The organism is Salmonella sp. SJTUF14076 (assembly GCF_015534835.1).
Classification (GTDB): Bacteria; Pseudomonadota; Gammaproteobacteria; order Enterobacterales; family Enterobacteriaceae; genus Salmonella; species Salmonella enterica.
Map to the genome: position 1 here is coordinate 285,285 of NZ_CP064674.1, position 22,411 is coordinate 307,695.

The window sequence follows — 22,411 nt, forward strand, 5'->3', positions numbered from 1 at the left end:
GCAAGCGAAGCGCCCCCGGCAAAGCGCTGGGGCGTTAGTCTTCTTTCGGCAAACACTGCAAGTGGCCGTGGCGCACGCCGCGCTGGGCGATAACATCATCGGCAAAATGCTGTACGTCGCCCATATCGCCCTTCAGAACGGCGATCTCCAGACAGTCATCGTGGTTGATATGGACGTGCAGCGTGGCGACGGATAAATCATGATGATGATGCTGGGTGGAGACGATGCGGCTGGCTAAATCCCGTTTCTCATGTTCATAAACATATGAAAGTACCGCGAAACCCTGTGTGCCGTGTTCCTGAGTGGCCTCCTGCGCCAGAGCGCCGCGCAGAATATCACGGATCGCTTCGGAGCGATTGTTATAGCCGCGTCGCTGGCTCAGGCTGTCCAGCGTTTCCAGTAAATCGTCATCGAGGGTGATGGTGACACGTTGCATCTGACTTAAACCTTTTGGTATGGCGCGTCGGCGCATGGGAAGCTCCGCATTTTGTAACACACGTCCGCCGCCAGAGGGAAAAATTAATGTGTCATAGCGCTTTCGTTATCGTCTGCGGCGTCAGCGTAAACGGTGTGGGGGTACAGACTGCCAGACTGAGCGTATCGAGCTGACACTGGCTGACCGACAAGGCAGAGGGCAACGTGCTGTCCACGCTGACGATTTGCCAGGCGCTGCCGCCGCGTTGTTTTACGATGGCTTCTTTACGCGTCCAGATACGCCAGAATGCCGCCAGTTGTTGCTCCGGACGTTCCGCTTCCATTTCAGCATGTTCGCCGAGGCTGAATACCGCATTTGCCAGCGAACGCCAGTTATCGCGCGGGCGGATCACTTCAATATCGCAGCCGACTTCACCTTCGTCGCTAAGCAACAGAGCAATAGTGTCGCCGCTATGACTGAGGTTAAACCACAGCGGCGCTCCGGCGGAAAAAGCCGGTTTACCCTGTTCGCCATACACCATCTCCGGTAGCGGCGAGAGCGCACGGGAAAGCAGCACGCGCCCGGCCAGCCAGCTTGCCCGGCGAACGCCCTGCGGCGCCTGAGCGATTAACGCGTCGGGCAATTGACCTGCGCTTAATGTTGACACTTTTCCCAGAACGATCTGGTACATATCAGGACCAACGTTGCCTATGAAGAAGAGGAGATTGTAGCATCTGTCGCCTCATCCCGGTAAACGGCTTTTCGGTCGGCCTGGCCCCAGTAAGATCGCCAGTTTGCTGCCGCCTTTAGTGGTTTCCATCCAGATTTTGCAGACGCTGGTCAAAGGAACGGACAAGAGCATCCCGACCGGGCCTAATAGCCATCCCCAGACCAGTAACGAAAGAAATACCACCAGCGTGGACATTCCCAGACGATGGCCCATCATGCGTGGCTCCATAATGTTGCCAATCACCATATGGACCACCAAAAAGAGCGCGCCGACCAGTACGCACTCGTAAAAACCGTTAAATAACAGCGCCTGAATCATGGGGGGAACGGCGGAAATCACCGAGCCGATATTAGGAACGTAATTGAGCAAAAAGGCCAGTACGCCCCACATTAGCGCAAACTGAATATCCATTAACGCCAGCCCTAGCCAGATAATCGCGCCCGTCCACAGACTGAGCAGCGTTTTCAGCGCCAGATAATGCGAGACGCCTTTCAGGGCGCGGTGCAGACCGGCAATATGGATTTGTGGATTGTTAAGCGCGAAACGTAATTTATAAGGCACGTGACGCACCTCAAACAGCATAAAAACCACGGTCATCACCAGCAGCACAATGCTTGCCATCGCGCCCGATACGCCGGTCATTAATGTTGTGGTGAAGAGCATGATTTTATCGGAATCCATCCCGCGGAGCATACGTTCCGGCGACATATGTAAATTCAGGAAGGGCATTAACTCCTGAAGGTGTAAGACTTTACGCGTCAGCTCCTTGCTGTATTTAGGCAGCATAGCGATAAATTCATTAAGCGATGCGGCAAGCACACCCACCAGCGCGGTAAGCACGATCAGCATGACAACCACCACGATAGTAATCGCCAGCGGTCGCTTCACGCCCCGGCGAATAAACCAGGTCACTAATGGGTTAAGAACGATGGCGAAAAAGAGCGCCAGCAAGAGTTGTACAATAATATCCGCCGCGGCATGAATCCCGGCGAGAATAATAACCAGGGAGGCCAGTTTCAGCAGAATATGCATACCCGTTTTGTCGGGTTGAGCGGTTGCCATGAAGTTTTCCTTGTTGTGTTTTTTTCTAAGTGTAGCGGCTGCCCTGATACCGATAATCTGAATCTCACTACTGATTTTCACCGCGCGCCATGATAGAAAAGAAAACATGTTGTAAAAATGCGGTGATACTCATGCCCGAACCCGTCGCTGAACCGGCGCTAAACGGATTGCGCCTCAATCTGCGTATTGTCTCCATTGTGATGTTTAACTTTGCCAGCTACCTGACCATCGGCCTGCCGCTCGCCGTCTTGCCCGGCTATGTGCATGATGCGATGGGATTCAGCGCGTTCTGGGCGGGGCTTATTATCAGCCTGCAATACTTCGCCACTCTGTTAAGCCGTCCCCATGCCGGGCGGTATGCGGATGTATTAGGGCCGAAAAAAATCGTTGTCTTTGGCTTATGCGGCTGTTTTTTAAGCGGACTCGGCTACCTGCTGGCGGATATCGCCAGCGCCTGGCCGATGATCAGTTTGTTGCTACTGGGGCTGGGTCGCGTGATTTTGGGGATTGGGCAAAGTTTTGCCGGCACCGGTTCGACACTGTGGGGCGTCGGCGTCGTCGGGTCGTTGCATATTGGTCGGGTCATCTCCTGGAACGGTATCGTCACCTACGGCGCAATGGCGATAGGCGCGCCGCTGGGCGTGCTGTGTTATGCCTGGGGCGGGTTACAGGGGCTGGCGCTAACGGTGATGGGCGTGGCGCTGTTGGCGATACTGTTAGCCCTTCCACGTCCGTCGGTGAAGGCGAACAAAGGCAAGCCGCTGCCGTTTCGCGCGGTGCTGGGGCGTGTCTGGCTGTATGGTATGGCGTTGGCACTGGCCTCGGCAGGGTTTGGCGTCATCGCGACGTTTATTACCTTATTTTATGATGCTAAAGGTTGGGATGGTGCCGCCTTTGCGCTCACGTTATTTAGCGTCGCGTTTGTCGGCACGCGTTTGCTGTTCCCTAACGGCATCAATCGTTTAGGCGGGTTGAATGTCGCCATGATCTGCTTTGGCGTGGAGATTATTGGTCTGTTACTGGTGGGAACGGCAGCCATGCCGTGGATGGCAAAAATCGGCGTTTTACTCACGGGGATGGGTTTTTCTCTGGTCTTTCCGGCGCTGGGCGTGGTGGCCGTCAAAGCCGTGCCGCCGCAGAACCAGGGCGCGGCGCTGGCGACCTATACCGTCTTTATGGATATGTCTTTGGGGGTGACCGGGCCGCTGGCGGGGCTGGTGATGACCTGGGCGGGCGTGCCGGTGATTTATCTGGCGGCGGCCGGGCTGGTAGCGATGGCGCTATTGCTGACCTGGCGCTTAAAAAAACGGCCTCCGTCTGCACTGCCGGAGGCCGCATCATCATCGTAAAGGTTACTTAATAACTAACGTATTGATGATGTTTTCAGCCGTGGTTTGCGCTTTTTGCTGATTGTCCGCAGGCAGCGTGACCTGAATCGTCAGCAATTGGTTATCCACTTTGCCCAGCACGATGGAAGAGTACGCCGTCTGGCCTTTCGCGGAGATAATGCTGTCCAGTTGTTGCAACGTATGGCCTTTGAGCTCAATAGACTTATTGGTGACCACCTGAAGCTGCGGGTCGCGGCTACGCTGTTGCTCAAGCAGGCGGTTCGCCAGCACCGGCAACGCTTCATCGGTATTATCGCCGACGATAACAATCACCGCTTTCTGGCCCGTCGGGTCAGAATAAACGTGCATATTATTCGCCTGGGTGCCCAGCTTACCGCTTTGATCGGTCATATCCGCCGGCAGCGAGAAACTGAGTTTGCCATCCATCAGGCTGATGGGCTGACCGGATGCCTGGCTTTCCGCGGCGGCGCTTTCTGCCGACGCTTTTGTATCATTGTTATCACAGGCCGCAAGCCCCATAACCAGCAGGCCAATACCGGCATATTTAACCAAATTGCGCATTGACTTCTTCCTTTCGATAAACGGCCATAACGGCTCATTCGCTCATCTTATCACAACTCGGAAAACGAACCTTTAACTTGCCGGTAATGGGGAAATTTCAGATTTATCTGCCAGCTTTTTCAGCAACATATTCAGTAGAACGCCGTACATCGGCAGGAAGAAAATAATGCTGATGAGCACCTTAAAGCAATAATCCACCAGCGCAATTTCCATCCAGTGCCCGGCCATAAAGGCATCGGGGCTTCGCCAGAACGCAATGAAGAAAAAGGCAAGGGTATCGCTGATATTGCCAAACAGCGTTGAAGCGGTCGGCGCCAGCCACCAGCGACGATTTTGGCGCAGGCGGTTAAACACATGGACATCAAGGATCTGTCCCAGCGCGTAGGCCATAAAGCTGGCGGCGGCGATACGGGCGACAAACAGATTAAAGTTCGCCAGCGCGGCGAAACCTTGCCAGGCGCCCATATAGAACAGCGATGACACCACATATGACACCAGCAGCGCAGGGATCATGACGGCGAAGATAATGCGGCGCGCCAGCGGTGCGCCAAAAATACGCACGGTAAGATCGGTGGCGAGAAAAATAAAAGGAAAACTAAACGCGCCCCAGGTCGTGTGGAAACCAAAAATAGTGATGGGGAGCTGCACCAGATAGTTACTGGAAATGATCACCAGTAAATGGAATAGCGATAGCCAGAACAACGCTTTTATGCGCTGTGATTGTGTAAACGGAGTCATATTGTGACCTTTTTGTTGGATGGGGTGAGGGAACCCAATAAAGAACCGCCGCATAATACTGTTTTGCGCTGGCATTGCAATGGCTAATTTTCACGCAATCGTTAACCTGCCTGGCTTACTGACGAAGATGGGCGTAAAATATCGCCGTTTTTCTACCATTGAGACGAAGATGAGCGATCTGTTTTCCTCCCCTGACCATACGCTTGACGCCCTGGGGCTGCGTTGCCCTGAACCGGTAATGATGTTGCGCAAAACGGTGCGCAACATGCAAACTGGCGAAACATTGCTGATTATCGCCGACGATCCGGCGACGACGCGTGATATTCCGGGGTTCTGTACCTTTATGGAACACGATTTGCTGGCGCAAGAGACGGAGGGTCTGCCGTACCGCTATTTATTGCGTAAAGCGCATTAACCGCACGGCAGATACTATTCTGATTAGAAGCTTTCCCAGTTCGCCTGTTCTGCGGCGGGCTGTGGCGTTAAACCTTTGCTTAACGTCGTTGGCGACGCCTCCCGACGAGGCTGTTTCTGGATGCGGAACGCGGCGACCGCCTGACGAAGTTCGTTAGCCTGATCTTCCAGCGCCGCCGCCGCTGCTGCGGATTCCTCTACCAGCGAGGCGTTTTGCTGCGTCACGCTGTCCATTTCCGATACCGCCTGCGCCACCTGCTCAATGCCTTTGCTTTGCTCATCGGAGGCAGAGGCGATTTCGCCCATAATATCGGTCACGCGGGTCACGGCGTTAACGATCTCTTTCATGGTTTCTCCCGCTTCGCGTACCTGCGTAGAGCCGGTATCAATGCGCGACACGGAGTTTTCAATCAGTACTTTGATCTCTTTGGCGGCCTGCGCGCTACGGCTGGCCAACGTGCGTACCTCTCCGGCCACGACCGCGAATCCTCGCCCCTGTTCGCCGGCGCGGGCGGCTTCTACCGCGGCGTTCAGCGCCAGGATATTAGTCTGGAAGGCGATACCGTCAATCACGCTGGTGATGTCCACGATTTTTTCCGAGCTTTCGGCGATATCGTTCATGGTGTTCACTACGTTATCCACCACGCGTCCTCCTTTACGCGCGGTTTCTGATGCGGTTTTCGCCAGACCCGTCGCCTGGCGTGCGTTATCGGTGTTTTGCCGTACCGTGGCGGTTAACTGTTCCATGCTGGCGGCGGTCTCCTCCAGCGCCGAGGCCTGTTGTTCGGTACGGGAAGAGAGGTCGCTGCTGCCGGCGGAAATTTCGCCTGCGCCAGTATAGATAGAGTCCGCGTTATCGCGCACCGCGCTGACGGTACGGATTAACGACTGCTGCATCGTTTTAAGACCGGCGGCCAGTTGGCCCATTTCACTGCGTCCTTCGGCCTCTATCTCATGGGTAAGATCGCCGTCGGCGATCGTTTGAATGTGCGCCATAATCCGTTGCAGCGGGCGGAGTAGAACGCGTTGCAGCCCCAGCCAGATAAACGCCAGCACGATGAGTACGATAAGTAGAATTATCCCCAGCGTCCATTGCATCTGGGTAAAGCTGCTCTGATTCTGATCGCTGGCTAATTTTATTAATTGCGCATTTTGAGAGAGCCACTGGTCATATACCTGCTCCATGTCATCCTGCGCTTTTTGCGCGTCAAGGTTGCCATAGGCGGCGTAATTATCGGCTTTAAGATAGTGGATAGACTGCTGCAAAACGTCATACATCTGCTTAAAGCTGGCTTCGGCCTGGGCATCCAACGCCGGATCTTTGCCCGCGATCGCTTCGGAGTTCACGTAGTTGTTGAAATGCTTTTCCGCTTCGTTGAGCGACGCGCCAGCGTTGGTTAACAGCGTGTTCATGGCGTCCAGTGAGGCGGGATCGCGCTGATTTTTTAACATGCGTATCGCCACGCGGTTAATGGTGACGCGGGTTTCGATCAATGTCTGAAAACTGCCGCCCAGTTCCTGTTGTTGGTAACTCAGCGCGCTCGCATTCTGGAAATTCAGCCGATCGCTGCTGACGGCGGAATAAAACAGTATTCCTGTCACCAACAATAAGGCGCTAAATATGCCCAGCGTCGCGATAACGCCGGTGATGACTTTGATATTTTTCATAGTGCCTAACATTCCTTATTTTGTAGACGGTATGATCAATATCGGTTGGATAAATATTAACCTTACATCAAATCACGCTATTTCTGATTAATGGTTTGATAAGTAATAGAAAATAAATAATTTTCGCGTGAATAATATGTACAAAGAAAGGAATATCGCGGGATAACCCGGCGACACGACGCCGCCGGGCGGGAGAAGATTAGTTTTTACGCAGCAAACGTAGCGCGTTGGCGGTCACCAATACCGTGGCTCCCGTATCCGCCAGGATTGCCAGCCATAGCCCGGTAAAACCCAGTAGCGTCGTCACCAGGAAAATAGCTTTCAGCCCCAGCGCAATGGTGATGTTCTGCCGGATATTCGCGTGGGTAGCGCGCGCCAGCGTAATCATCTGCGCTAACCCGCGCAGACGGTTATGAGTAAGGGCGGCGTCAGCCGTTTCCAGCGCGACGTCAGTACCGCTGCCCATCGCAATTCCGATACTGGCGGCTTTCATCGCGGGCGCATCATTAATGCCGTCGCCCACCATCGCCAGCGGCGCTTGTTGGTTAAGGGCGGTGACTGCCCGTACCTTATCTTCCGGCAGTAGTCCGGCTTTAAACGCCAGATCCAGCTCGCCGGCAATCGCTGCCGCCGCCCGTGGGTTATCGCCGGTCAGAATCACGCCGTTAACGCCTAACTGATGCAGTTCGCGGATGGCGTCGCGCGCATCGTCACGCAACGTATCCTGGAGGGCGAGGACGCCAACAACGGTCTCGTTACGCAGCACCAGAACCACCGTCTGCCCGGCGTTTTCCAGTTCGCTAATTTGCCCGGCAAACGCTGCCGCAGGCTGTTTTCCCGCCGCGCAAATCAGAATTCGTTCGCCGTTAACCTGCGCTTCAATCCCGGTGCCGGCCAGCGTTCGCTGCGATTCCGCCGTCGGGATCGCCAGATCGCGTGTCTGCGCTTCGCGGACAATAGCCTGCGCCAGCGGGTGCGTAGCGCCTTGTTCTACGGCTGCCGCCAGCGCCAACAGTTCAGCTTCGCTGATACCGCTTGCCGGATGAATCGCCGTCACCCGTGGTTTACCAATGGTCAACGTACCGGTTTTATCAAAGGCGACCTGCGTGATACGGCCCAGTTGCTCCAGCGCTGCGCCGCCTTTAATCAATGCGCCGCGCCGTGCCGCCGCCGCCAGCCCGGAGGTAATGGCCGCGGGCGTGGAGATCACCAGCGCGCACGGGCAACCGATTAATAGCAGCGTCAGCCCTTTATAAATCCACTCCTGCCAGCCGCCCTCGAACATCAGCGGCGGAATAAGCGTCACCAGCAGCGCGATGACCATAATGACTGGCGTATAGATGCGGCTGAAACGGTCAATAAACCGCTCAATGGGCGCACGGCGCTCTTCCGCCTCTTCAATCAGCGTCAGGATACGGTCAATCGCGCTGGCGCCAGGTTCAGATAGCACCTCCAGGGTGACGAGACGGTCAACGCTGGTCGCGCCTGCCGGGACTTTGTCGCCCGTTGCGCGCTCCACAGGGATAGACTCGCCGGTGAGCGCGCTTTCATCAAAGCTGGCGAAACCGGAAACCAGTTTACCGTCGGCGGGTAAACGCCCCCCGGCGGCGACTTCGATAATATCGCCCGGTCGCAGGGTATTAATAGCGACCTCTTCCCGCACGCCGTCGCGCAGACGGGTCGCCGTTTCCGGTTTAAGCGCCATTAACGCGCTGACGCCTTTACGGGCGCGGCTGGCGGCCCATCCTTCCAGGCGCTCGCCGATGAGGAACAGCAGCAATACCATTGCCGCCTCCGCCGTCGCGCCAATAAACAGCGCGCCAATAGCGGCGACGCTCATCAGCGTTTCAATAGCGAACCAACTGCCGCTTTTCATCAGTCGCAGCGCCTGGCGGGCAATAGGATACAGACCGACCAGGGTGGTGGCGATAAAGGCCAGTTGGCCGAACGGGTGGTTAAATTGCTCCAGCCCCCAGCTTATCGCCATCATAATGATCAGCGTAATAAGCGGCAGGTTCTCTTTAAGACGAGATTCAGGTGCGGCGTCGCGCGAATCTTCACTACGCAAGGTATAACCCGCCTTCTGTACGGCGCGTTCAATTTGCGTGCGGAGGTCGGCGTCGGCATCGACCACTAACTTTTCGGTGGCGAACAGCACTTGCGCCTGGTTGACGCCGCGAATTTGGCGTACCGCATTCTCCACTTTTCGGGCGCAGGCGGCGCAGTCCATGCCGGAGATTTTCCAGGTATAGCGCGTGCCTGCCACGGCAGTAGAAACAGGCGCGCTGGACGCGCAATGTTCTTCGCAGCAGCAGCTATCGGCCTTCTGTATTGCCGGGGCTAATCTGAAGGAGGTAAAGGGCGGGACTTTTTTGCCATCGGTATCAGGGGTCGACATAACGTCCTCCGGTTGATGATAATTTTCTCATTAACCGGAGGATACACTCTGGAGTCGACTCCAGAGTCAAGCGCTATTATTTACAGGTACAGCGAGCGAACAATCAGGAAGTGTCCGGCAAAGTAGCAGGCGGCGGCAATCGCGTTATCCGCCCGGAAACGGCGGCGGTAATGGCTACCCAGCCAGACGATATTGCCGATGAACAGCAGCGTCGCGCCGGTAAAGGCCGAAAGGGCTGGCGCCGTTGGGCGGAAGAACCACAGTTCGCCCGCCAGCCAGACCATGACCAGAGTCATGGCGATAAAAGTACATACCGGCCAGCGTAGCTCCTCCAGTCGCGTCCAGATAACGGCGATAAGCAACGCGCCGACTATCAGTAACGCCAGCGGCAGCGGCCAGAAGAACGACAACGTCATTTGGCTGGCAAAATAAATGGTGTAGAGCAGATGCGATAAGAAAAATGCCCCGACGGCGTACAGCAGGCGTTGACGCGGCAAGAGCGTTAACGCATCGCCGACCAGCGAGGCGCACAGTCCGGCCAACACAAGATAACTGATGGCGTCAAACATCGGCGCTTGCCAGGCCAGTAACAGCAATAGTAATAACGTGACGGGCTTAAAAACCCAGCGTTGCCAGGCTGGCCCGCGATAGGAGGCGTCCACATACAGCCATGCGGACAGGCAGACAGCGATAAACGACCAAAGCATCTTAATTCCTTGAATTCGTTATTTTTTCGCAAACGGTATGCTTGCGGCTCTATTATTCAGTGTAGAGGCCGTGACGGTCAGATGACAACACTATAACGGGCAGGGTATGCTTATTTCCGCATTTTCTGACAGGTTAACAGTATGAGTAAGCCACCGCTTTTCTTCATTATAATCATTGCATTAATCGTGGTTGCCGCGTCGTTTCGCTTCGTTCAGCAACGGCGGGAAAAAGCCGCTAATGAGGCGGCGCCGTTACAGCAAAATCAGGTCGTGGTCAGCAATAAACGGGAGAAGCCGGTTAACGACCGACGCTCTCGCCAGCAGGAAGTGATCCCGGCGGGAACCAGTATGCGCTATGAGGCAAGTTTTAAGCCGCTCAATGGCGGTCTGGAAAAAACGTTCCGTTTACAAGCGCAGCAGTACCACGCTTTGACGGTGGGCGAACAAGGTACGCTGAGCTATAAGGGAACGCGGTTCGTCGGGTTTGTTAGCCGTACCCCGGATAACGAATGAACCGTCATCCGGCAGCAAACGTTATTTTTTGTTCTTAAACTTCTTCTGCCAGACCAGCAGCTCAAACACGCCGAACAGGAAAATGCGGATTTTTTCTCCCGTCGTCATCTGCGGATCCTCTTTCGGTATCGTTGATTTCAGTAACGCCAACTGCATACCGTGCATCAGCGCCATGAACACCAACGCCACGTTGACGAAGATATTGAGCGGGCGCGGGAAGGGATGCACCAGATTAAGAATCAAAAATGCCCACACGAAGAGCATTAATAAGCGGCCCAGATTAATCAACATCATTTTCTCCTTGCGCGTCGCGCTGATACAGACGATAAGCGACCTGTCCGGCCACCTTTTCTCGATACAATGCCCAGTTCGCCGGAACGGGCGGCAGACCGTTTTCCACCTCGCTTTCTACGTAGATTAGCGCGTCGTCGGCCAGCCATCCCTGGGTTTCCAGCAATTGTAACGTCTCTTCCAGCAGCCCTTTACGAAACGGCGGGTCGACAAAGACGACGTGATGCGGCGTCCCCGGCTGGCTGAGGAAGGCCAGAGTATTGGTATTGACGACGCGAGCATTGTTGGCTTTCAGCGTCGCCAGATTTTTTTGCAACTGCTGCGATACGGCGCGATCCATTTCCAGTAACGTTGCCTGGGCCGCATAACGCGATAGCGCTTCCAGACCCAGCGCGCCGCTGCCGGCAAAGCAATCCAGACAATGGGCGTCTACCATTACCGGAGCCAGCCAGTTAAATAACGTTTCGCGCACGCGATCGGTGGTGGGACGCAGACCCGGGCTGTCCGGAACCGGTAATTTACGGCCACGCCATTGCCCGCCAATAATGCGGATTTGGCCGCTGCCAGAGTGAGTCGGTTTTTTCATTTCTCTTGCTCGAACCGCCTGTTGCAAGTTATTCCAGGCGGTGATGTGAATTAAGTTAAGTGATAGACTATTTCATCATTTTTTTAGCTTCCATGTATATAGCGCCGCGAGGGGTGTAGTCGCAGATGGCAAAACAGAAAAAACGTGGCTTCTTTTCCTGGTTGGGCTTCGGTGATAAAGAGCAGAAGCAGGAACAGACCGAAGAACAGCAGATTGTTGAGGAACAACGACCGGTTGAGCCCCCTGTTGAAACGGCGGCAGACGTAGACGCGCAAACGCCCGCGCACAGCAAAGCAGAAACCGAAGCCTTTGCGGAAGAGGTGGTGGACGTTACTGAGAAAGTTCAGGAGAGCGAAAAACCGCAGCCGGTAGAGCCGGAGCCCGCGGCGGCTGTTGAGACGGCAGCGCCGCAGATCGCGGTGGAACGCGAGGAATTGCCGCTGCCGGAAGAGGTCAAAGACGAGGCTATTTCGCCGGAAGAGTGGCAGGCCGAAGCGGAAACTGTAGAGGTCATTGCCGCGGTAGAAGAAGAGGGCGAAAACGCGGCGAAATTCACCGACGAAGAGCTGGAAGCGCAGGCGCTGGCCGCTCAGGCGGCGGAAGAGGCGGTGATGGTTGTTCCGCCGGCGGAAGAAGACGCGCCGGTGGAAGCGATCGTTCAGGAACAGGAAAAACCGACTAAAGAAGGTTTCTTTGCCCGCCTGAAACGCAGCCTGCTGAAAACCAAAGAAAATCTCGGTTCCGGATTTATCAGTCTGTTCCGCGGCAAGAAAATCGACGATGATTTGTTCGAGGAGCTGGAAGAGCAGTTGCTCATCGCTGATGTCGGGGTGGAAACCACGCGTAAGATTATCGCTAATCTGACGGAAGGCGCCAGCCGCAAACAGCTTAAAGATGCCGAGGCGCTGTATGGTCTGTTGAAAGACGAGATGGGCGAGATTCTGGCGAAGGTAGACGAACCGCTTAATATTGAAGGTAAAACGCCTTTTGTTATTCTGATGGTTGGCGTGAATGGCGTGGGTAAAACCACCACTATCGGTAAACTGGCGCGCCAGTTTGAGCAGCAGGGTAAATCAGTGATGCTGGCGGCGGGGGATACTTTCCGCGCGGCGGCGGTCGAACAGCTACAGGTCTGGGGACAGCGTAACAACATTCCGGTTATTGCCCAGCATACCGGCGCGGACTCCGCCTCGGTGATTTTTGACGCTATCCAGGCCGCGAAGGCGCGTAATGTGGATGTGTTAATTGCCGATACGGCAGGGCGTCTGCAGAACAAGTCGCACCTGATGGAAGAGCTGAAAAAAATCGTTCGCGTCATGAAAAAGCTGGACGAAGAAGCGCCGCATGAGGTTATGCTGACCATTGACGCCAGCACCGGACAGAACGCGGTAAGCCAGGCCAAACTGTTCCATGAAGCGGTAGGCTTAACCGGTATTACCCTGACCAAGCTTGACGGTACGGCGAAAGGCGGGGTGATTTTCTCGGTAGCTGACCAGTTTGGCATTCCTATCCGTTACATTGGCGTGGGCGAACGTATCGAGGATTTGCGTCCGTTTAAGGCGGACGATTTTATTGAGGCACTTTTTGCCCGAGAGGATTAACAATGATTCGCTTTGAACATGTCAGCAAGGCCTATCTCGGCGGGAGACAAGCGCTGCAGGGAGTGACATTCCATATGCGGCCAGGCGAGATGGCGTTTCTGACCGGCCACTCCGGCGCGGGGAAAAGTACCCTGCTGAAGCTAATCTGTGGGATTGAGCGGCCCAGCGCCGGCAAAATCTTCTTCAGCGGGCATGATATTACGCGTCTGAAAAACCGCGAAGTGCCGTTTTTGCGCCGCCAGATTGGGATGATTTTCCAGGATCACCATCTGCTGATGGATCGCACGGTCTATGACAATGTGGCGATACCGTTAATCATTGCCGGCGCCAGCGGCGATGATATCCGTCGTCGTGTGTCGGCGGCGCTGGATAAGGTTGGACTACTGGACAAAGCGAGAAACTTCCCGATTCAACTCTCCGGAGGCGAACAACAGCGCGTGGGCATCGCCCGCGCGGTGGTCAATAAGCCAGCGGTATTGCTGGCGGATGAACCGACCGGGAACCTGGACGACGCGTTGTCGGAAGGGATTTTACGTCTGTTTGAAGAGTTTAACCGCGTAGGGGTGACGGTACTGATGGCGACGCACGATATTGGACTTATCTCCCGTCGTTCCTATAGGCAGCTCGTCCTGAGCGATGGACATCTGCATGGAGGCCTGGCCAATGAATAGGCGCGACGCGATTAACCAAATCAGGCAGTTCGGCGGACGGCTGGATCGACTGCGTAAGTCTCGCGGCGGAACAGGCGGCGGGCGCAACGCGCCAGGACGCCAGAAGCCGACGCCGAAACCGAACTCACGTAAAACAAATGTCTTTAATGAACAGGTGCGCTATGCCTGGCACGGCGCGCTGCAGGATCTGAAAAGCAAACCGCTGGCGACGTTTCTGACGGTGATGGTGATCGCCATCTCCCTGACGCTGCCCAGCGTCTGTTACATGGTCTATAAGAACGTCAACCAGGCGGCGACTCAGTATTATCCGTCGCCGCAGATCACCGTTTATCTGCAAAAAACGCTGGATGATGACGCGGCGGCACGGGTTGTTGGGCAGCTTCAGGCCGAGCAGGGCGTTGAGAAGGTCAACTACCTGTCCCGTGAGGACGCGTTGGGAGAATTCCGCAACTGGTCGGGTTTTGGCGGCGCGCTGGACATGCTGGAAGAGAACCCGCTACCGGCGGTGGCAGTGGTGATCCCCAAGTTGGACTTCCAGAGTACCGCCTCGCTTAATACGCTGCGCGACCGTATCTCGCAGATTAACGGCATTGACGAAGTCCGCATGGATGATAGCTGGTTTGCGCGTCTGGCGGCGCTCACCGGGCTGGTGGGCCGCGTGTCGGCGATGATTGGTGTGCTGATGGTCGCGGCGGTCTTCCTCGTTATCGGCAACAGCGTGCGCCTGAGCATTTTTGCCCGTCGCGATACCATTAACGTGCAAAAGCTGATTGGCGCGACCGATGGCTTTATCCTGCGTCCGTTCCTCTATGGCGGCGCGTTGCTCGGTTTTTCCGGCGCGTTTCTTTCACTGATATTGTCTGAAATTTTGGTGATGCGTTTATCATCGGCGGTGACTGAAGTGGCGCAGGTCTTCGGCACGAAGTTTGATCTCAATGGTTTATCGTTCGATGAGTGCCTGTTGCTGCTGCTGGTCTGTTCCATGATCGGCTGGATCGCCGCCTGGCTGGCCACGGTGCAACATTTACGTCACTTTACTCCCGATTGATAAAATCGTGGTATAATCTTTCCCTGCAATGGGCTTCCGTTCGCAGGGAAAGAGTCCCCGTTGTCTCTTCCCCGCGTTTCATCTTCATGTCACATTATGTGTGTAAATTATGCACAGTGTTACATTGAACTTGTGGATAAAATCACTGTCTGATAAAAGAGTGGATGATATTCTCGTTGCTCATCGGCTTTGGCACGGTTGTTGCTCGCTGACGGTGCCAGGCAATACTGATTGAGAGGATTTGAATGACCAAAGAAATGCAAAATTTAGCTTTAGCCCCTGTTGGCAACCTGGAATCTTATATCCGGGCGGCGAACGCGTGGCCGATGTTATCGGCTGACGAGGAGCGGGCATTGGCTGAAAGGCTGCATTACCAGGGCGATCTGGAAGCAGCTAAAACGCTGATCCTGTCTCACCTGCGCTTTGTTGTTCATATTGCTCGTAACTATGCGGGCTATGGTCTGCCGCAGGCGGATTTGATCCAGGAAGGCAACATCGGCCTGATGAAAGCCGTACGTCGTTTCAACCCGGAAGTAGGCGTGCGCCTGGTCTCCTTCGCCGTACACTGGATTAAAGCAGAAATTCACGAATACGTGCTGCGTAACTGGCGTATCGTTAAAGTCGCAACCACGAAAGCGCAGCGTAAGCTGTTCTTTAATCTGCGTAAAACCAAGCAGCGTCTGGGCTGGTTTAATCAGGATGAGGTTGAAATGGTGGCGCGCGAACTGGGTGTTTCCAGTAAAGACGTGCGTGAGATGGAGTCGCGTATGGCGGCGCAGGACATGACGTTTGACATGTCTTCGGACGATGAGTCCGACAGCCAGCCAATGGCGCCGGTGCTGTATCTGCAGGATAAATCGTCTAACTTTGCCGACGGCATTGAAGACGATAACTGGGAAGAGCAGGCCGCTAACCGACTGACCGACGCGATGCAGGGGCTCGACGAGCGTAGCCAGGATATTATCCGCGCTCGCTGGCTGGACGAAGACAATAAGTCTACGTTGCAGGAGCTGGCCGATCGTTACGGCGTCTCCGCTGAGCGTGTGCGCCAGCTTGAAAAGAACGCCATGAAAAAGCTTCGCGCTGCGATCGAAGCGTAATCTTCGCGAATTGCCAATGAACCCTCGAATGTGAATTCGGGGGTTTTGTTTTTTGTAGGCCGGATAAGGCGTTTACGCTGCCATCCGGCAACACGTTTGCCCGATGTCGCTTCGCTTATCTGGCCTACGGGCCCTTCCTCTCCCCCACCGACACAAATCTGTTATCTGGATGTAAATTTAGCTATTCCAAAATAATAAAAATCGGGTATGTTTTAGCAGAGTATGCTGCTAAAGCACGGGTAGCTAGCCAATAATCGAAATAAAGTGCTGAACAATAACACCACAACACACGTAACAACCAGAATAATGGGGATTATCAGGATGAATATGAAGGGTAAAACGTTATTGGCAGGATGTATCGCCCTGTCATTAAGCCATATGGCATTCGCCGAGGACATTAAAGTCGCGGTTGTCGGCGCGATGTCCGGTCCGGTGGCGCAGTATGGCGACCAGGAATTTACCGGTGCGGAGCAGGCAATTGCCGATATCAATGCGAAAGGCGGTATTAAAGGCGATAAGCTCGTCGCGGTGAAATATGACGACGCCTGTGACCCGAAACAGGCGGTAGCTGTCGCTAACAAAGTGGTGAACGACGGCATCAAGTATGTTATCGGTCACTTATGCTCCTCTTCCACACAGCCAGCGTCTGATATCTACGAAGACGAAGGCATCCTGATGATAACCCCGGCGGCGACCGCGCCGGAGCTGACCGCGCGCGGCTATAAGCTGGTTTTGCGCACGACCGGTCTGGACTCTGACCAGGGGCCAACGGCGGCAAAGTATATTCTGGAGAAGGTAAAACCGCAGCGCATCGCGATTATCCACGATAAGCAGCAGTACGGCGAAGGGCTGGCGCGCGCGGTGCAGGACGGTCTGAAGAAAGGCGGCGTTAACGTCGTATTCTTTGACGGCATCACCGCCGGCGAAAAAGATTTCTCCACTCTGGTAGCGCGCCTGAAGAAAGAGAATATCGACTTTGTCTACTACGGCGGTTATCACCCGGAAATGGGGCAGATTTTGCGCCAGTCCCGCGCCGCAGGGCTGAAAACCCAGTTTATGGGGCCGGAAGGGGTGGCGAACGTGTCGCTGTCTAACATCGCCGGAGAGTCGGCGGAAGGCTTACTGGTCACCAAACCGAAGAACTACGACCAGGTCCCGGCGAACAAACCGATTGTGGATGCCATCAAAGCCAAGAAACAAGATCCTAGCGGCGCATTCGTGTGGACCACCTACGCCGCGCTGCAATCGTTGCAGGCGGGTCTGAATCAGTCTGACGATCCGGCGGAAATTGCCAAATACCTGAAAGGCGCCACGGTCGACACCGTAATGGGACCGCTGTCGTGGGATGAGAAAGGCGATCTGAAAGGATTTGAGTTCGGCGTGTTTGACTGGCATGCGAATGGTACGGCGACAGACGCTAAGTAATTTTCCTGGCGCCTTTCGCGCTGCAGGTGCGTTGGCTACGTTATTCAACCCCGGTCACTTACTTATGTAAGCTCCCGGGGATTTCATAACTTGCCGCCTGCCTGCAACGCGAAATTCTTGGAAAATTGCGAGGTGGTTTTTATCTTTTCTCCCGGCATGTAGGCCGGATAAGCGTCAGCGCCATCCGGCTTTCTTTTAGCGCTTCTCCCAGCCGTCATGCTGGGCGGTAAAACCTAACGCCTGCATAAACGCGGCCATCACGCTGCGGTCTTCAACACCGACATCCGCCATCCACCACGACGAGACGTTGGGATTATCGCGGATGACCTCTTCTACCAGGTATTGCCCGACGCCGCGGCGACGGGTGATTTCACGCACGCGTAAGGAATCCAGCGCGCCCTGCGTTCCGCTCAGCGTCACTCTTACGGCGCCCAACAAACGCTCGTTAAACCGCGCGGCATAAATCCGGTGCGTTTCATCTACGCTTAATGAGGAGGCGGAATATTCCGGCCAGATTTTGCCCAGATCGATCTGATCCTGAGCGCTAAAGTGTTCTAAACGAAGAATGGTCAGCTTCATCGACGGCTTGTCCCGATTTCAAAAGATGCGATCAGTGTACCGAAACAGGCAGGCCAGATGCTTTCTCTTTTTTGTGTCATTTACCAGGTTATTAATTTTTTAACAACGATAATTACAGTTTGAAGCATTAGAGAATGGAAAACAGGCAGCATAATTCCCTGAATGCTAGTGAATTATTCCGCTTAATGTGCCGTTATTTTATGCTGACAAGCGTGCTTTTTTTTGTTTATCTATAGCGAAAAGCAGAATATTATCTTTTCTTAATAGACTGAAAAATAGAGATTTTAATCTTATTATGCTTTAAATGCTGCGCTAACTCATTAATGAGTCAGTAAAAAGCGCACCATTTATAAAAAGTACAGTCTGCTTTTTAACCAGCAAAAAACAAAACATATAACATCACGAATGGGGATACAGGCACATGAAACGGAAAGCGAAAACAATAATCGCAGGGATTGTTGCATTAGCAGTCTCGCAGGGGGCAATGGCAGATGATATTAAAGTCGCCATAGTCGGGGCGATGTCCGGCCCGGTAGCGCAATGGGGCGATATGGAATTTAACGGCGCGCGCCAGGCCATTAAAGACATCAACGCTAAAGGCGGTATTAAAGGCGATAAGCTGGTCGGCGTAGAGTACGATGATGCCTGCGATCCAAAACAGGCGGTGGCGGTGGCCAACAAAATCGTTAACGACGGTATTCAGTACGTTATTGGTCACTTGTGTTCTTCTTCTACTCAGCCAGCATCCGATATCTATGAAGATGAAGGTATTCTGATGATCTCCCCGGGGGCGACTAACCCGGAGCTGACCCAGCGCGGCTATCAGTACATTATGCGTACCGCCGGCCTGGACTCCTCCCAAGGGCCAACGGCCGCGAAATACATCCTGGAAACGGTGAAACCGCAGCGCATCGCTATCATTCACGATAAACAGCAATACGGCGAAGGACTGGCGCGCTCCGTGCAGGATGGCCTGAAGCAGGGTAATGCCAATATTGTCTTTTTTGATGGTATTACCGCCGGTGAAAAAGATTTCTCCGCCCTGATTGCCCGCTTGCAAAAAGAGAATATCGACTTTGTGTATTACGGCGGCTACTACCCGGAAATGGGGCAGATGCTGCGCCAGGCGCGGGCTAATGGCCTGAAAACGCAATTTATGGGGCCGGAAGGAGTGGGTAACGCGTCGCTGTCCAATATTGCGGGCGGTGCGGCGGAAGGCATGTTGGTGACGATGCCAAAACGTTATGACCAGGACCCGGCGAATAAAGCGATTGTCGAGGCGCTGAAAGCCGACAAGAAAGATCCCAGCGGTCCGTATGTCTGGATCACCTACGCCGCCGTCCAGTCGCTGGCGACCGCAATGACGCGTAGCGCCAGCCATGCTCCACTGGATCTGGTGAAAGATCTTAAAGCTAACGGGGCTGATACCGTTATTGGGCCGCTGAAATGGGATGAAAAAGGCGATCTTAAGGGATTTGAATTTGGCGTCTTCCAGTGGCACGCCGACGGCTCGTCAACCGTCGCGAAGTAATGCCAGAAGATAAGTTATCCCACCGCCCGCACGCCGGGCGGGTTTAAAAAGGTTACCTTATGTCCGAGCAGTTTCTCTATTTCTTGCAGCAGATGTTTAACGGCGTCACGCTGGGGAGCACCTACGCGCTGATTGCTATCGGTTATACGATGGTGTACGGCATTATCGGCATGATCAACTTCGCTCATGGCGAGGTGTATATGATCGGCAGCTACGTCTCTTTTATGATCATCGCCGCGCTAATGATGATGGGAATAGACACCAGTTGGCTCCTGGTGGCCGCTGGATTTATCGGCGCGATTATTATTGCCAGCGCCTACGGCTGGAGTATCGAGCGAGTCGCTTACCGGCCCGTGCGCAATTCCAAGCGCCTGATCGCCCTGATTTCCGCCATCGGGATGTCCATCTTTCTGCAAAACTACGTCAGCCTGACGGAAGGTTCGCGCGACGTGGCGTTACCCAGCCTGTTTAACGGCCAGTGGATTGTGGGCAGCAGCGAAAACTTTTCCGCGTCCATCACCACCATGCAGGCGGTTATCTGGATAGTCACCTTTCTGGCTATGCTGGCGCTCACCATTTTCATTCGCTACTCCCGGATGGGCCGCGCCTGCCGCGCCTGCGCGGAGGATCTGAAAATGGCCAGCCTGCTCGGCATTAATACCGACCGCGTCATTGCGCTAACGTTTGTTATCGGCGCGGCAATGGCGGCGGTGGCGGGCGTGCTGCTCGGCCAGTTCTATGGCGTGATTAACCCCTACATCGGTTTTATGGCCGGGATGAAAGCGTTCACCGCGGCGGTGCTGGGCGGGATTGGCAGCATTCCGGGCGCGATGATCGGCGGTCTGATTTTGGGCGTTGCCGAAGCGCTCTCGTCTGCATATTTAAGTACCGAATATAAAGATGTCGTATCGTTCGCTCTGCTGATTCTGGTACTGCTGGTGATGCCGACCGGTATCCTGGGGCGTCCGGAGGTAGAGAAAGTATGAAACCGATGCATATTGCGATGGCTCTGTTCTCTGCGGCGATGTTCTTCGTTCTGGCTGGCGTCTTCATGGGCGTACAACTGGAGCTGGACGGCACCAAACTGGTGGTGGATACCGCCGCCGACATCCGCTGGCAGTGGATCTTTATCGGTACGGCAGTGGTTTTTTTCTTTCAGTTGCTGCGTCCGATGTTCCAGAAAGCGGTGAAGCACGTCTCCGGACCGAAGTTTATTCTGCCGGCGATCGATGGCTCTACCGTTAAGCAAAAGCTGTTTCTGATGGCGCTGCTGGTTATCGCCGTGGCGTGGCCGTTTATGGTGTCGCGCGGTAGCGTGGATATCGCCACTATGACCATGATTTATATCATCCTCGGTCTGGGGCTGAACGTGGTGGTGGGGCTGTCCGGTCTGCTGGTATTGGGCTACGGCGGCTTTTACGCCATCGGCGCTTATACCTTTGCGCTGCTCAACCATTATTATGGTTTGGGTTTCTGGACCTGCCTGCCGCTGGCGGGATTGGTCTCCGCCGCTGCTGGTTTCCTGCTCGGCTTCCCGGTACTGCGTCTGCGCGGCGACTATCTGGCGATTGTGACGCTCGGCTTCGGCGAAATCGTCCGTATCCTGTTGCTCAATAACACTGAAATTACCGGCGGCCCGAACGGCATCAGCCAGATTCCCAAACCGACGCTGTTTGGTCTGGAGTTTAGCCGCAACACCCGCGAAGGCGGCTGGGATACCTTCAGCAATTTCTTTGGCGTGAAGTACGACCCATCCGACCGGGTCATTTTCCTCTATCTGGTGGCCCTGTTGCTGGTGGTCTTATCGCTGTTTGTCATTAACCGCCTGCTGCGTATGCCGCTGGGCCGGGCGTGGGAAGCGTTGCGTGAGGATGAGATCGCCTGTCGCTCATTAGGTTTAAGCCCGACGCGCATCAAGCTGACCGCTTTTACTATCAGCGCCGCGTTTGCCGGTTTCGCCGGGACGTTGTTTGCCGCCCGCCAGGGCTTTGTCAGCCCGGAATCTTTCACCTTCGCCGAATCCGCCTTCGTGCTGGCGATTGTGGTGCTGGGCGGAATGGGCTCGCAGTTTGCGGTGATCCTGGCGGCGGTTCTGTTGGTGGTGTCGCGCGAGTTGATGCGCGACTTCAACGAATACAGCATGTTGATGCTCGGCGGTTTGATGGTGTTGATGATGATCTGGCGCCCGCAGGGATTGCTGCCGATGACGCGTCCGCAGTTGAAGCTGAAAAGTGGTCAGGCGAAAGGAGAGCAGGCATGAGTCAGCCATTATTAGCGGTTAACGGCCTGATGATGCGCTTTGGCGGTTTGCTGGCGGTCAACAATGTATCGCTGGAATTGCGTGAGCGGGAAATTGTGTCGCTGATTGGCCCTAACGGCGCGGGTAAAACGACGGTGTTTAACTGCCTGACCGGTTTCTATAAGCCGACAGGCGGTACGATCATGTTGCGCGAGCGGCATCTGGAAGGATTGCCGGGCCAGCAGATCGCCCGCATGGGCGTGGTACGTACTTTCCAGCATGTGCGTCTGTTTCGCGAAATGACGGTGATTGAAAACCTGCTGGTGGCGCAGCACCAGCAACTGAAAACGGGCCTCTTTTCCGGCCTGTTGAAAACGCCCGCTTTCCGCCGCGCGCAAAGCGAAGCGCTGGACCGCGCGGCGACCTGGCTTGAGCGTATTGGCCTGCTGGAACATGCCAATCGCCAGGCCAGTAATCTGGCCTACGGCGACCAGCGCCGGCTGGAGATTGCCCGCTGCATGGTGACGCAGCCAGAAATTCTGATGCTCGACGAACCGGCGGCCGGCCTTAACCCGAAAGAGACCAAAGAGCTGGATGAGCTGATTGCCGAACTACGTAACCATCACAACACTACTATCTTGCTGATTGAACACGATATGAAGCTGGTGATGGGAATTTCCGACCGTATTTACGTGGTGAACCAGGGCACGCCGCTGGCGAACGGCACGCCGGAAGAGATCCGCAACAACCCGGACGTCATCCGCGCTTATCTGGGTGAGGCATAA

The 22,411-nt window shown here is 54.8% G+C and carries 24 protein-coding genes; 12 read left to right on the forward strand and 12 right to left on the reverse strand.

Annotated elements, in window-relative coordinates; translation table 11 throughout:
- Positions 1 to 34: 34 nt before the first annotated feature.
- The 3 genes from nikR to HU143_RS01295 form a co-directional block, all read right to left on the reverse strand.
- On the reverse strand, positions 35 to 436 hold the full coding sequence (gene nikR, locus HU143_RS01285) for a nickel-responsive transcriptional regulator NikR (protein WP_001190057.1): 402 nt from the start codon (positions 434 to 436) through the stop codon (positions 35 to 37).
- Positions 437 to 527: 91 nt separating this feature from the next.
- Positions 528 to 1,106 carry a 4'-phosphopantetheinyl transferase AcpT gene (gene acpT, locus HU143_RS01290; protein ID WP_023227417.1) on the reverse strand — a complete coding sequence of 193 codons (579 nt, stop codon included), beginning with the start codon at positions 1,104 to 1,106 and terminating at the stop codon, positions 528 to 530.
- A 51-nt stretch (positions 1,107 to 1,157) separates the two neighbouring features.
- Complete coding sequence (locus HU143_RS01295; RefSeq protein WP_000179588.1) at positions 1,158 to 2,207, reverse strand: AI-2E family transporter; 1,050 nt, start codon at positions 2,205 to 2,207, stop codon at positions 1,158 to 1,160.
- Between the two features lie 89 nt (positions 2,208 to 2,296).
- On the opposite strand from HU143_RS01295, the gene HU143_RS01300 reads away from it, so the two are divergent.
- Positions 2,297 to 3,556 (forward strand): MFS transporter, encoded by a 1,260-nt coding sequence (locus tag HU143_RS01300; RefSeq protein ID WP_077909992.1) that lies wholly within the window; start codon positions 2,297 to 2,299, stop codon positions 3,554 to 3,556.
- 3 nt (positions 3,557 to 3,559) lie between these two features.
- On the opposite strand, the gene HU143_RS01305 is transcribed toward HU143_RS01300, so the two are convergent.
- Complete coding sequence (locus HU143_RS01305; protein ID WP_001245277.1) at positions 3,560 to 4,117, reverse strand: DcrB family lipoprotein; 558 nt, start codon at positions 4,115 to 4,117, stop codon at positions 3,560 to 3,562.
- 72 nt (positions 4,118 to 4,189) lie between these two features.
- Entirely contained in the window at positions 4,190 to 4,855 is a 666-nt protein-coding gene (locus HU143_RS01310; protein WP_000187489.1) for a 7-cyano-7-deazaguanine/7-aminomethyl-7-deazaguanine transporter, read from the reverse strand.
- Positions 4,856 to 5,024: 169 nt separating this feature from the next.
- Here HU143_RS01310 and tusA point away from each other — a divergent pair, with 169 nt between their 5' ends.
- Positions 5,025 to 5,270 carry a sulfurtransferase TusA gene (gene tusA, locus HU143_RS01315; RefSeq protein ID WP_023227419.1) on the forward strand — a complete coding sequence of 82 codons (246 nt, stop codon included), beginning with the start codon at positions 5,025 to 5,027 and terminating at the stop codon, positions 5,268 to 5,270.
- A 23-nt stretch (positions 5,271 to 5,293) separates the two neighbouring features.
- Here the strand turns inward: tusA and tcp are convergent, their stop codons facing one another.
- The 3 genes from tcp to HU143_RS01330 form a co-directional block, all read right to left on the reverse strand.
- Positions 5,294 to 6,937 carry a methyl-accepting chemotaxis citrate transducer gene (gene tcp / locus HU143_RS01320; protein WP_001522104.1) on the reverse strand — a complete coding sequence of 548 codons (1,644 nt, stop codon included), beginning with the start codon at positions 6,935 to 6,937 and terminating at the stop codon, positions 5,294 to 5,296.
- A gap of 199 nt (positions 6,938 to 7,136) precedes the next feature.
- On the reverse strand, positions 7,137 to 9,335 hold the full coding sequence (gene zntA / locus HU143_RS01325; protein WP_023227420.1) for a Zn(II)/Cd(II)/Pb(II) translocating P-type ATPase ZntA: 2,199 nt from the start codon (positions 9,333 to 9,335) through the stop codon (positions 7,137 to 7,139).
- An 80-nt stretch (positions 9,336 to 9,415) separates the two neighbouring features.
- Positions 9,416 to 10,042: a lysoplasmalogenase gene (locus tag HU143_RS01330; protein WP_000964735.1), complete on the reverse strand. Its 627-nt coding sequence runs from the start codon at positions 10,040 to 10,042 to the stop codon at positions 9,416 to 9,418.
- 141 nt (positions 10,043 to 10,183) lie between these two features.
- Between HU143_RS01330 and HU143_RS01335 the strand changes: the two genes are divergently transcribed.
- Entirely contained in the window at positions 10,184 to 10,555 is a 372-nt protein-coding gene (locus tag HU143_RS01335; protein WP_023227421.1) for a DUF2500 domain-containing protein, read from the forward strand.
- Positions 10,556 to 10,576: 21 nt separating this feature from the next.
- Here HU143_RS01335 and HU143_RS01340 read toward each other — a convergent pair whose 3' ends face one another.
- Together HU143_RS01340 and rsmD are read right to left on the reverse strand one after the other, a co-directional pair.
- Positions 10,577 to 10,846 carry a DUF1145 family protein gene (locus HU143_RS01340; RefSeq protein ID WP_023227422.1) on the reverse strand — a complete coding sequence of 90 codons (270 nt, stop codon included), beginning with the start codon at positions 10,844 to 10,846 and terminating at the stop codon, positions 10,577 to 10,579.
- A complete protein-coding gene (rsmD, locus tag HU143_RS01345) occupies positions 10,836 to 11,432 on the reverse strand; it encodes a 16S rRNA (guanine(966)-N(2))-methyltransferase (protein ID WP_000743275.1) in 597 nt (198 codons plus the stop codon). The genes HU143_RS01340 and rsmD overlap by 11 nt, the downstream gene beginning before the upstream one ends.
- A 125-nt stretch (positions 11,433 to 11,557) precedes the next feature.
- On the opposite strand from rsmD, the gene ftsY reads away from it, so the two are divergent.
- The 5 genes from ftsY (at position 11,558) to livJ (ending at position 17,277) form a co-directional block, all read left to right on the forward strand.
- Entirely contained in the window at positions 11,558 to 13,033 is a 1,476-nt protein-coding gene (gene ftsY / locus HU143_RS01350; RefSeq protein ID WP_023227423.1) for a signal recognition particle-docking protein FtsY, read from the forward strand.
- A 2-nt stretch (positions 13,034 to 13,035) separates the two neighbouring features.
- The gene (ftsE, locus tag HU143_RS01355; protein ID WP_000617729.1) at positions 13,036 to 13,704 is read left to right on the forward strand and encodes a cell division ATP-binding protein FtsE; all 669 of its coding nucleotides are present in this window, start codon (positions 13,036 to 13,038) and stop codon (positions 13,702 to 13,704) included.
- A complete protein-coding gene (gene ftsX / locus HU143_RS01360) occupies positions 13,697 to 14,752 on the forward strand; it encodes a permease-like cell division protein FtsX (protein ID WP_001081707.1) in 1,056 nt (351 codons plus the stop codon). The genes ftsE and ftsX overlap by 8 nt, the downstream gene beginning before the upstream one ends.
- Positions 14,753 to 14,997: 245 nt before the next feature.
- The gene (gene rpoH, locus HU143_RS01365; RefSeq protein WP_000159621.1) at positions 14,998 to 15,852 is read left to right on the forward strand and encodes an RNA polymerase sigma factor RpoH; all 855 of its coding nucleotides are present in this window, start codon (positions 14,998 to 15,000) and stop codon (positions 15,850 to 15,852) included.
- Between the two features lie 321 nt (positions 15,853 to 16,173).
- Positions 16,174 to 17,277: a branched chain amino acid ABC transporter substrate-binding protein LivJ gene (gene livJ / locus HU143_RS01370; protein ID WP_001535347.1), complete on the forward strand. Its 1,104-nt coding sequence runs from the start codon at positions 16,174 to 16,176 to the stop codon at positions 17,275 to 17,277.
- An 83-nt stretch (positions 17,278 to 17,360) separates the two neighbouring features.
- On the opposite strand, the gene HU143_RS01375 is transcribed toward livJ, so the two are convergent.
- Positions 17,361 to 17,495, reverse strand: coding sequence for a hypothetical protein (locus tag HU143_RS01375; protein WP_001517957.1), 135 nt, complete (start codon positions 17,493 to 17,495; stop codon positions 17,361 to 17,363).
- Positions 17,473 to 17,856, reverse strand: coding sequence for an aspartate 1-decarboxylase autocleavage activator PanM (gene panM, locus HU143_RS01380; RefSeq protein WP_000778873.1), 384 nt, complete (start codon positions 17,854 to 17,856; stop codon positions 17,473 to 17,475). Before panM ends, HU143_RS01375 begins: the two co-directional genes overlap by 23 nt.
- A gap of 421 nt (positions 17,857 to 18,277) precedes the next feature.
- Between panM and livK the strand changes: the two genes are divergently transcribed.
- From livK to livG, 4 genes are read left to right on the forward strand one after another with little or no spacing between them, the layout of a single operon-like run.
- Positions 18,278 to 19,387, forward strand: coding sequence for a high-affinity branched-chain amino acid ABC transporter substrate-binding protein LivK (gene livK, locus HU143_RS01385; protein ID WP_000822976.1), 1,110 nt, complete (start codon positions 18,278 to 18,280; stop codon positions 19,385 to 19,387).
- Positions 19,388 to 19,446: 59 nt separating this feature from the next.
- A complete protein-coding gene (livH, locus tag HU143_RS01390; protein WP_000003007.1) occupies positions 19,447 to 20,373 on the forward strand; it encodes a high-affinity branched-chain amino acid ABC transporter permease LivH in 927 nt (308 codons plus the stop codon).
- Entirely contained in the window at positions 20,370 to 21,647 is a 1,278-nt protein-coding gene (gene livM / locus HU143_RS01395; protein ID WP_000803764.1) for a branched chain amino acid ABC transporter permease LivM, read from the forward strand. The genes livH and livM overlap by 4 nt, the downstream gene beginning before the upstream one ends.
- Complete coding sequence (gene livG, locus HU143_RS01400) at positions 21,644 to 22,411, forward strand: high-affinity branched-chain amino acid ABC transporter ATP-binding protein LivG (RefSeq protein ID WP_000082080.1); 768 nt, start codon at positions 21,644 to 21,646, stop codon at positions 22,409 to 22,411. Before livM ends, livG begins: the two co-directional genes overlap by 4 nt.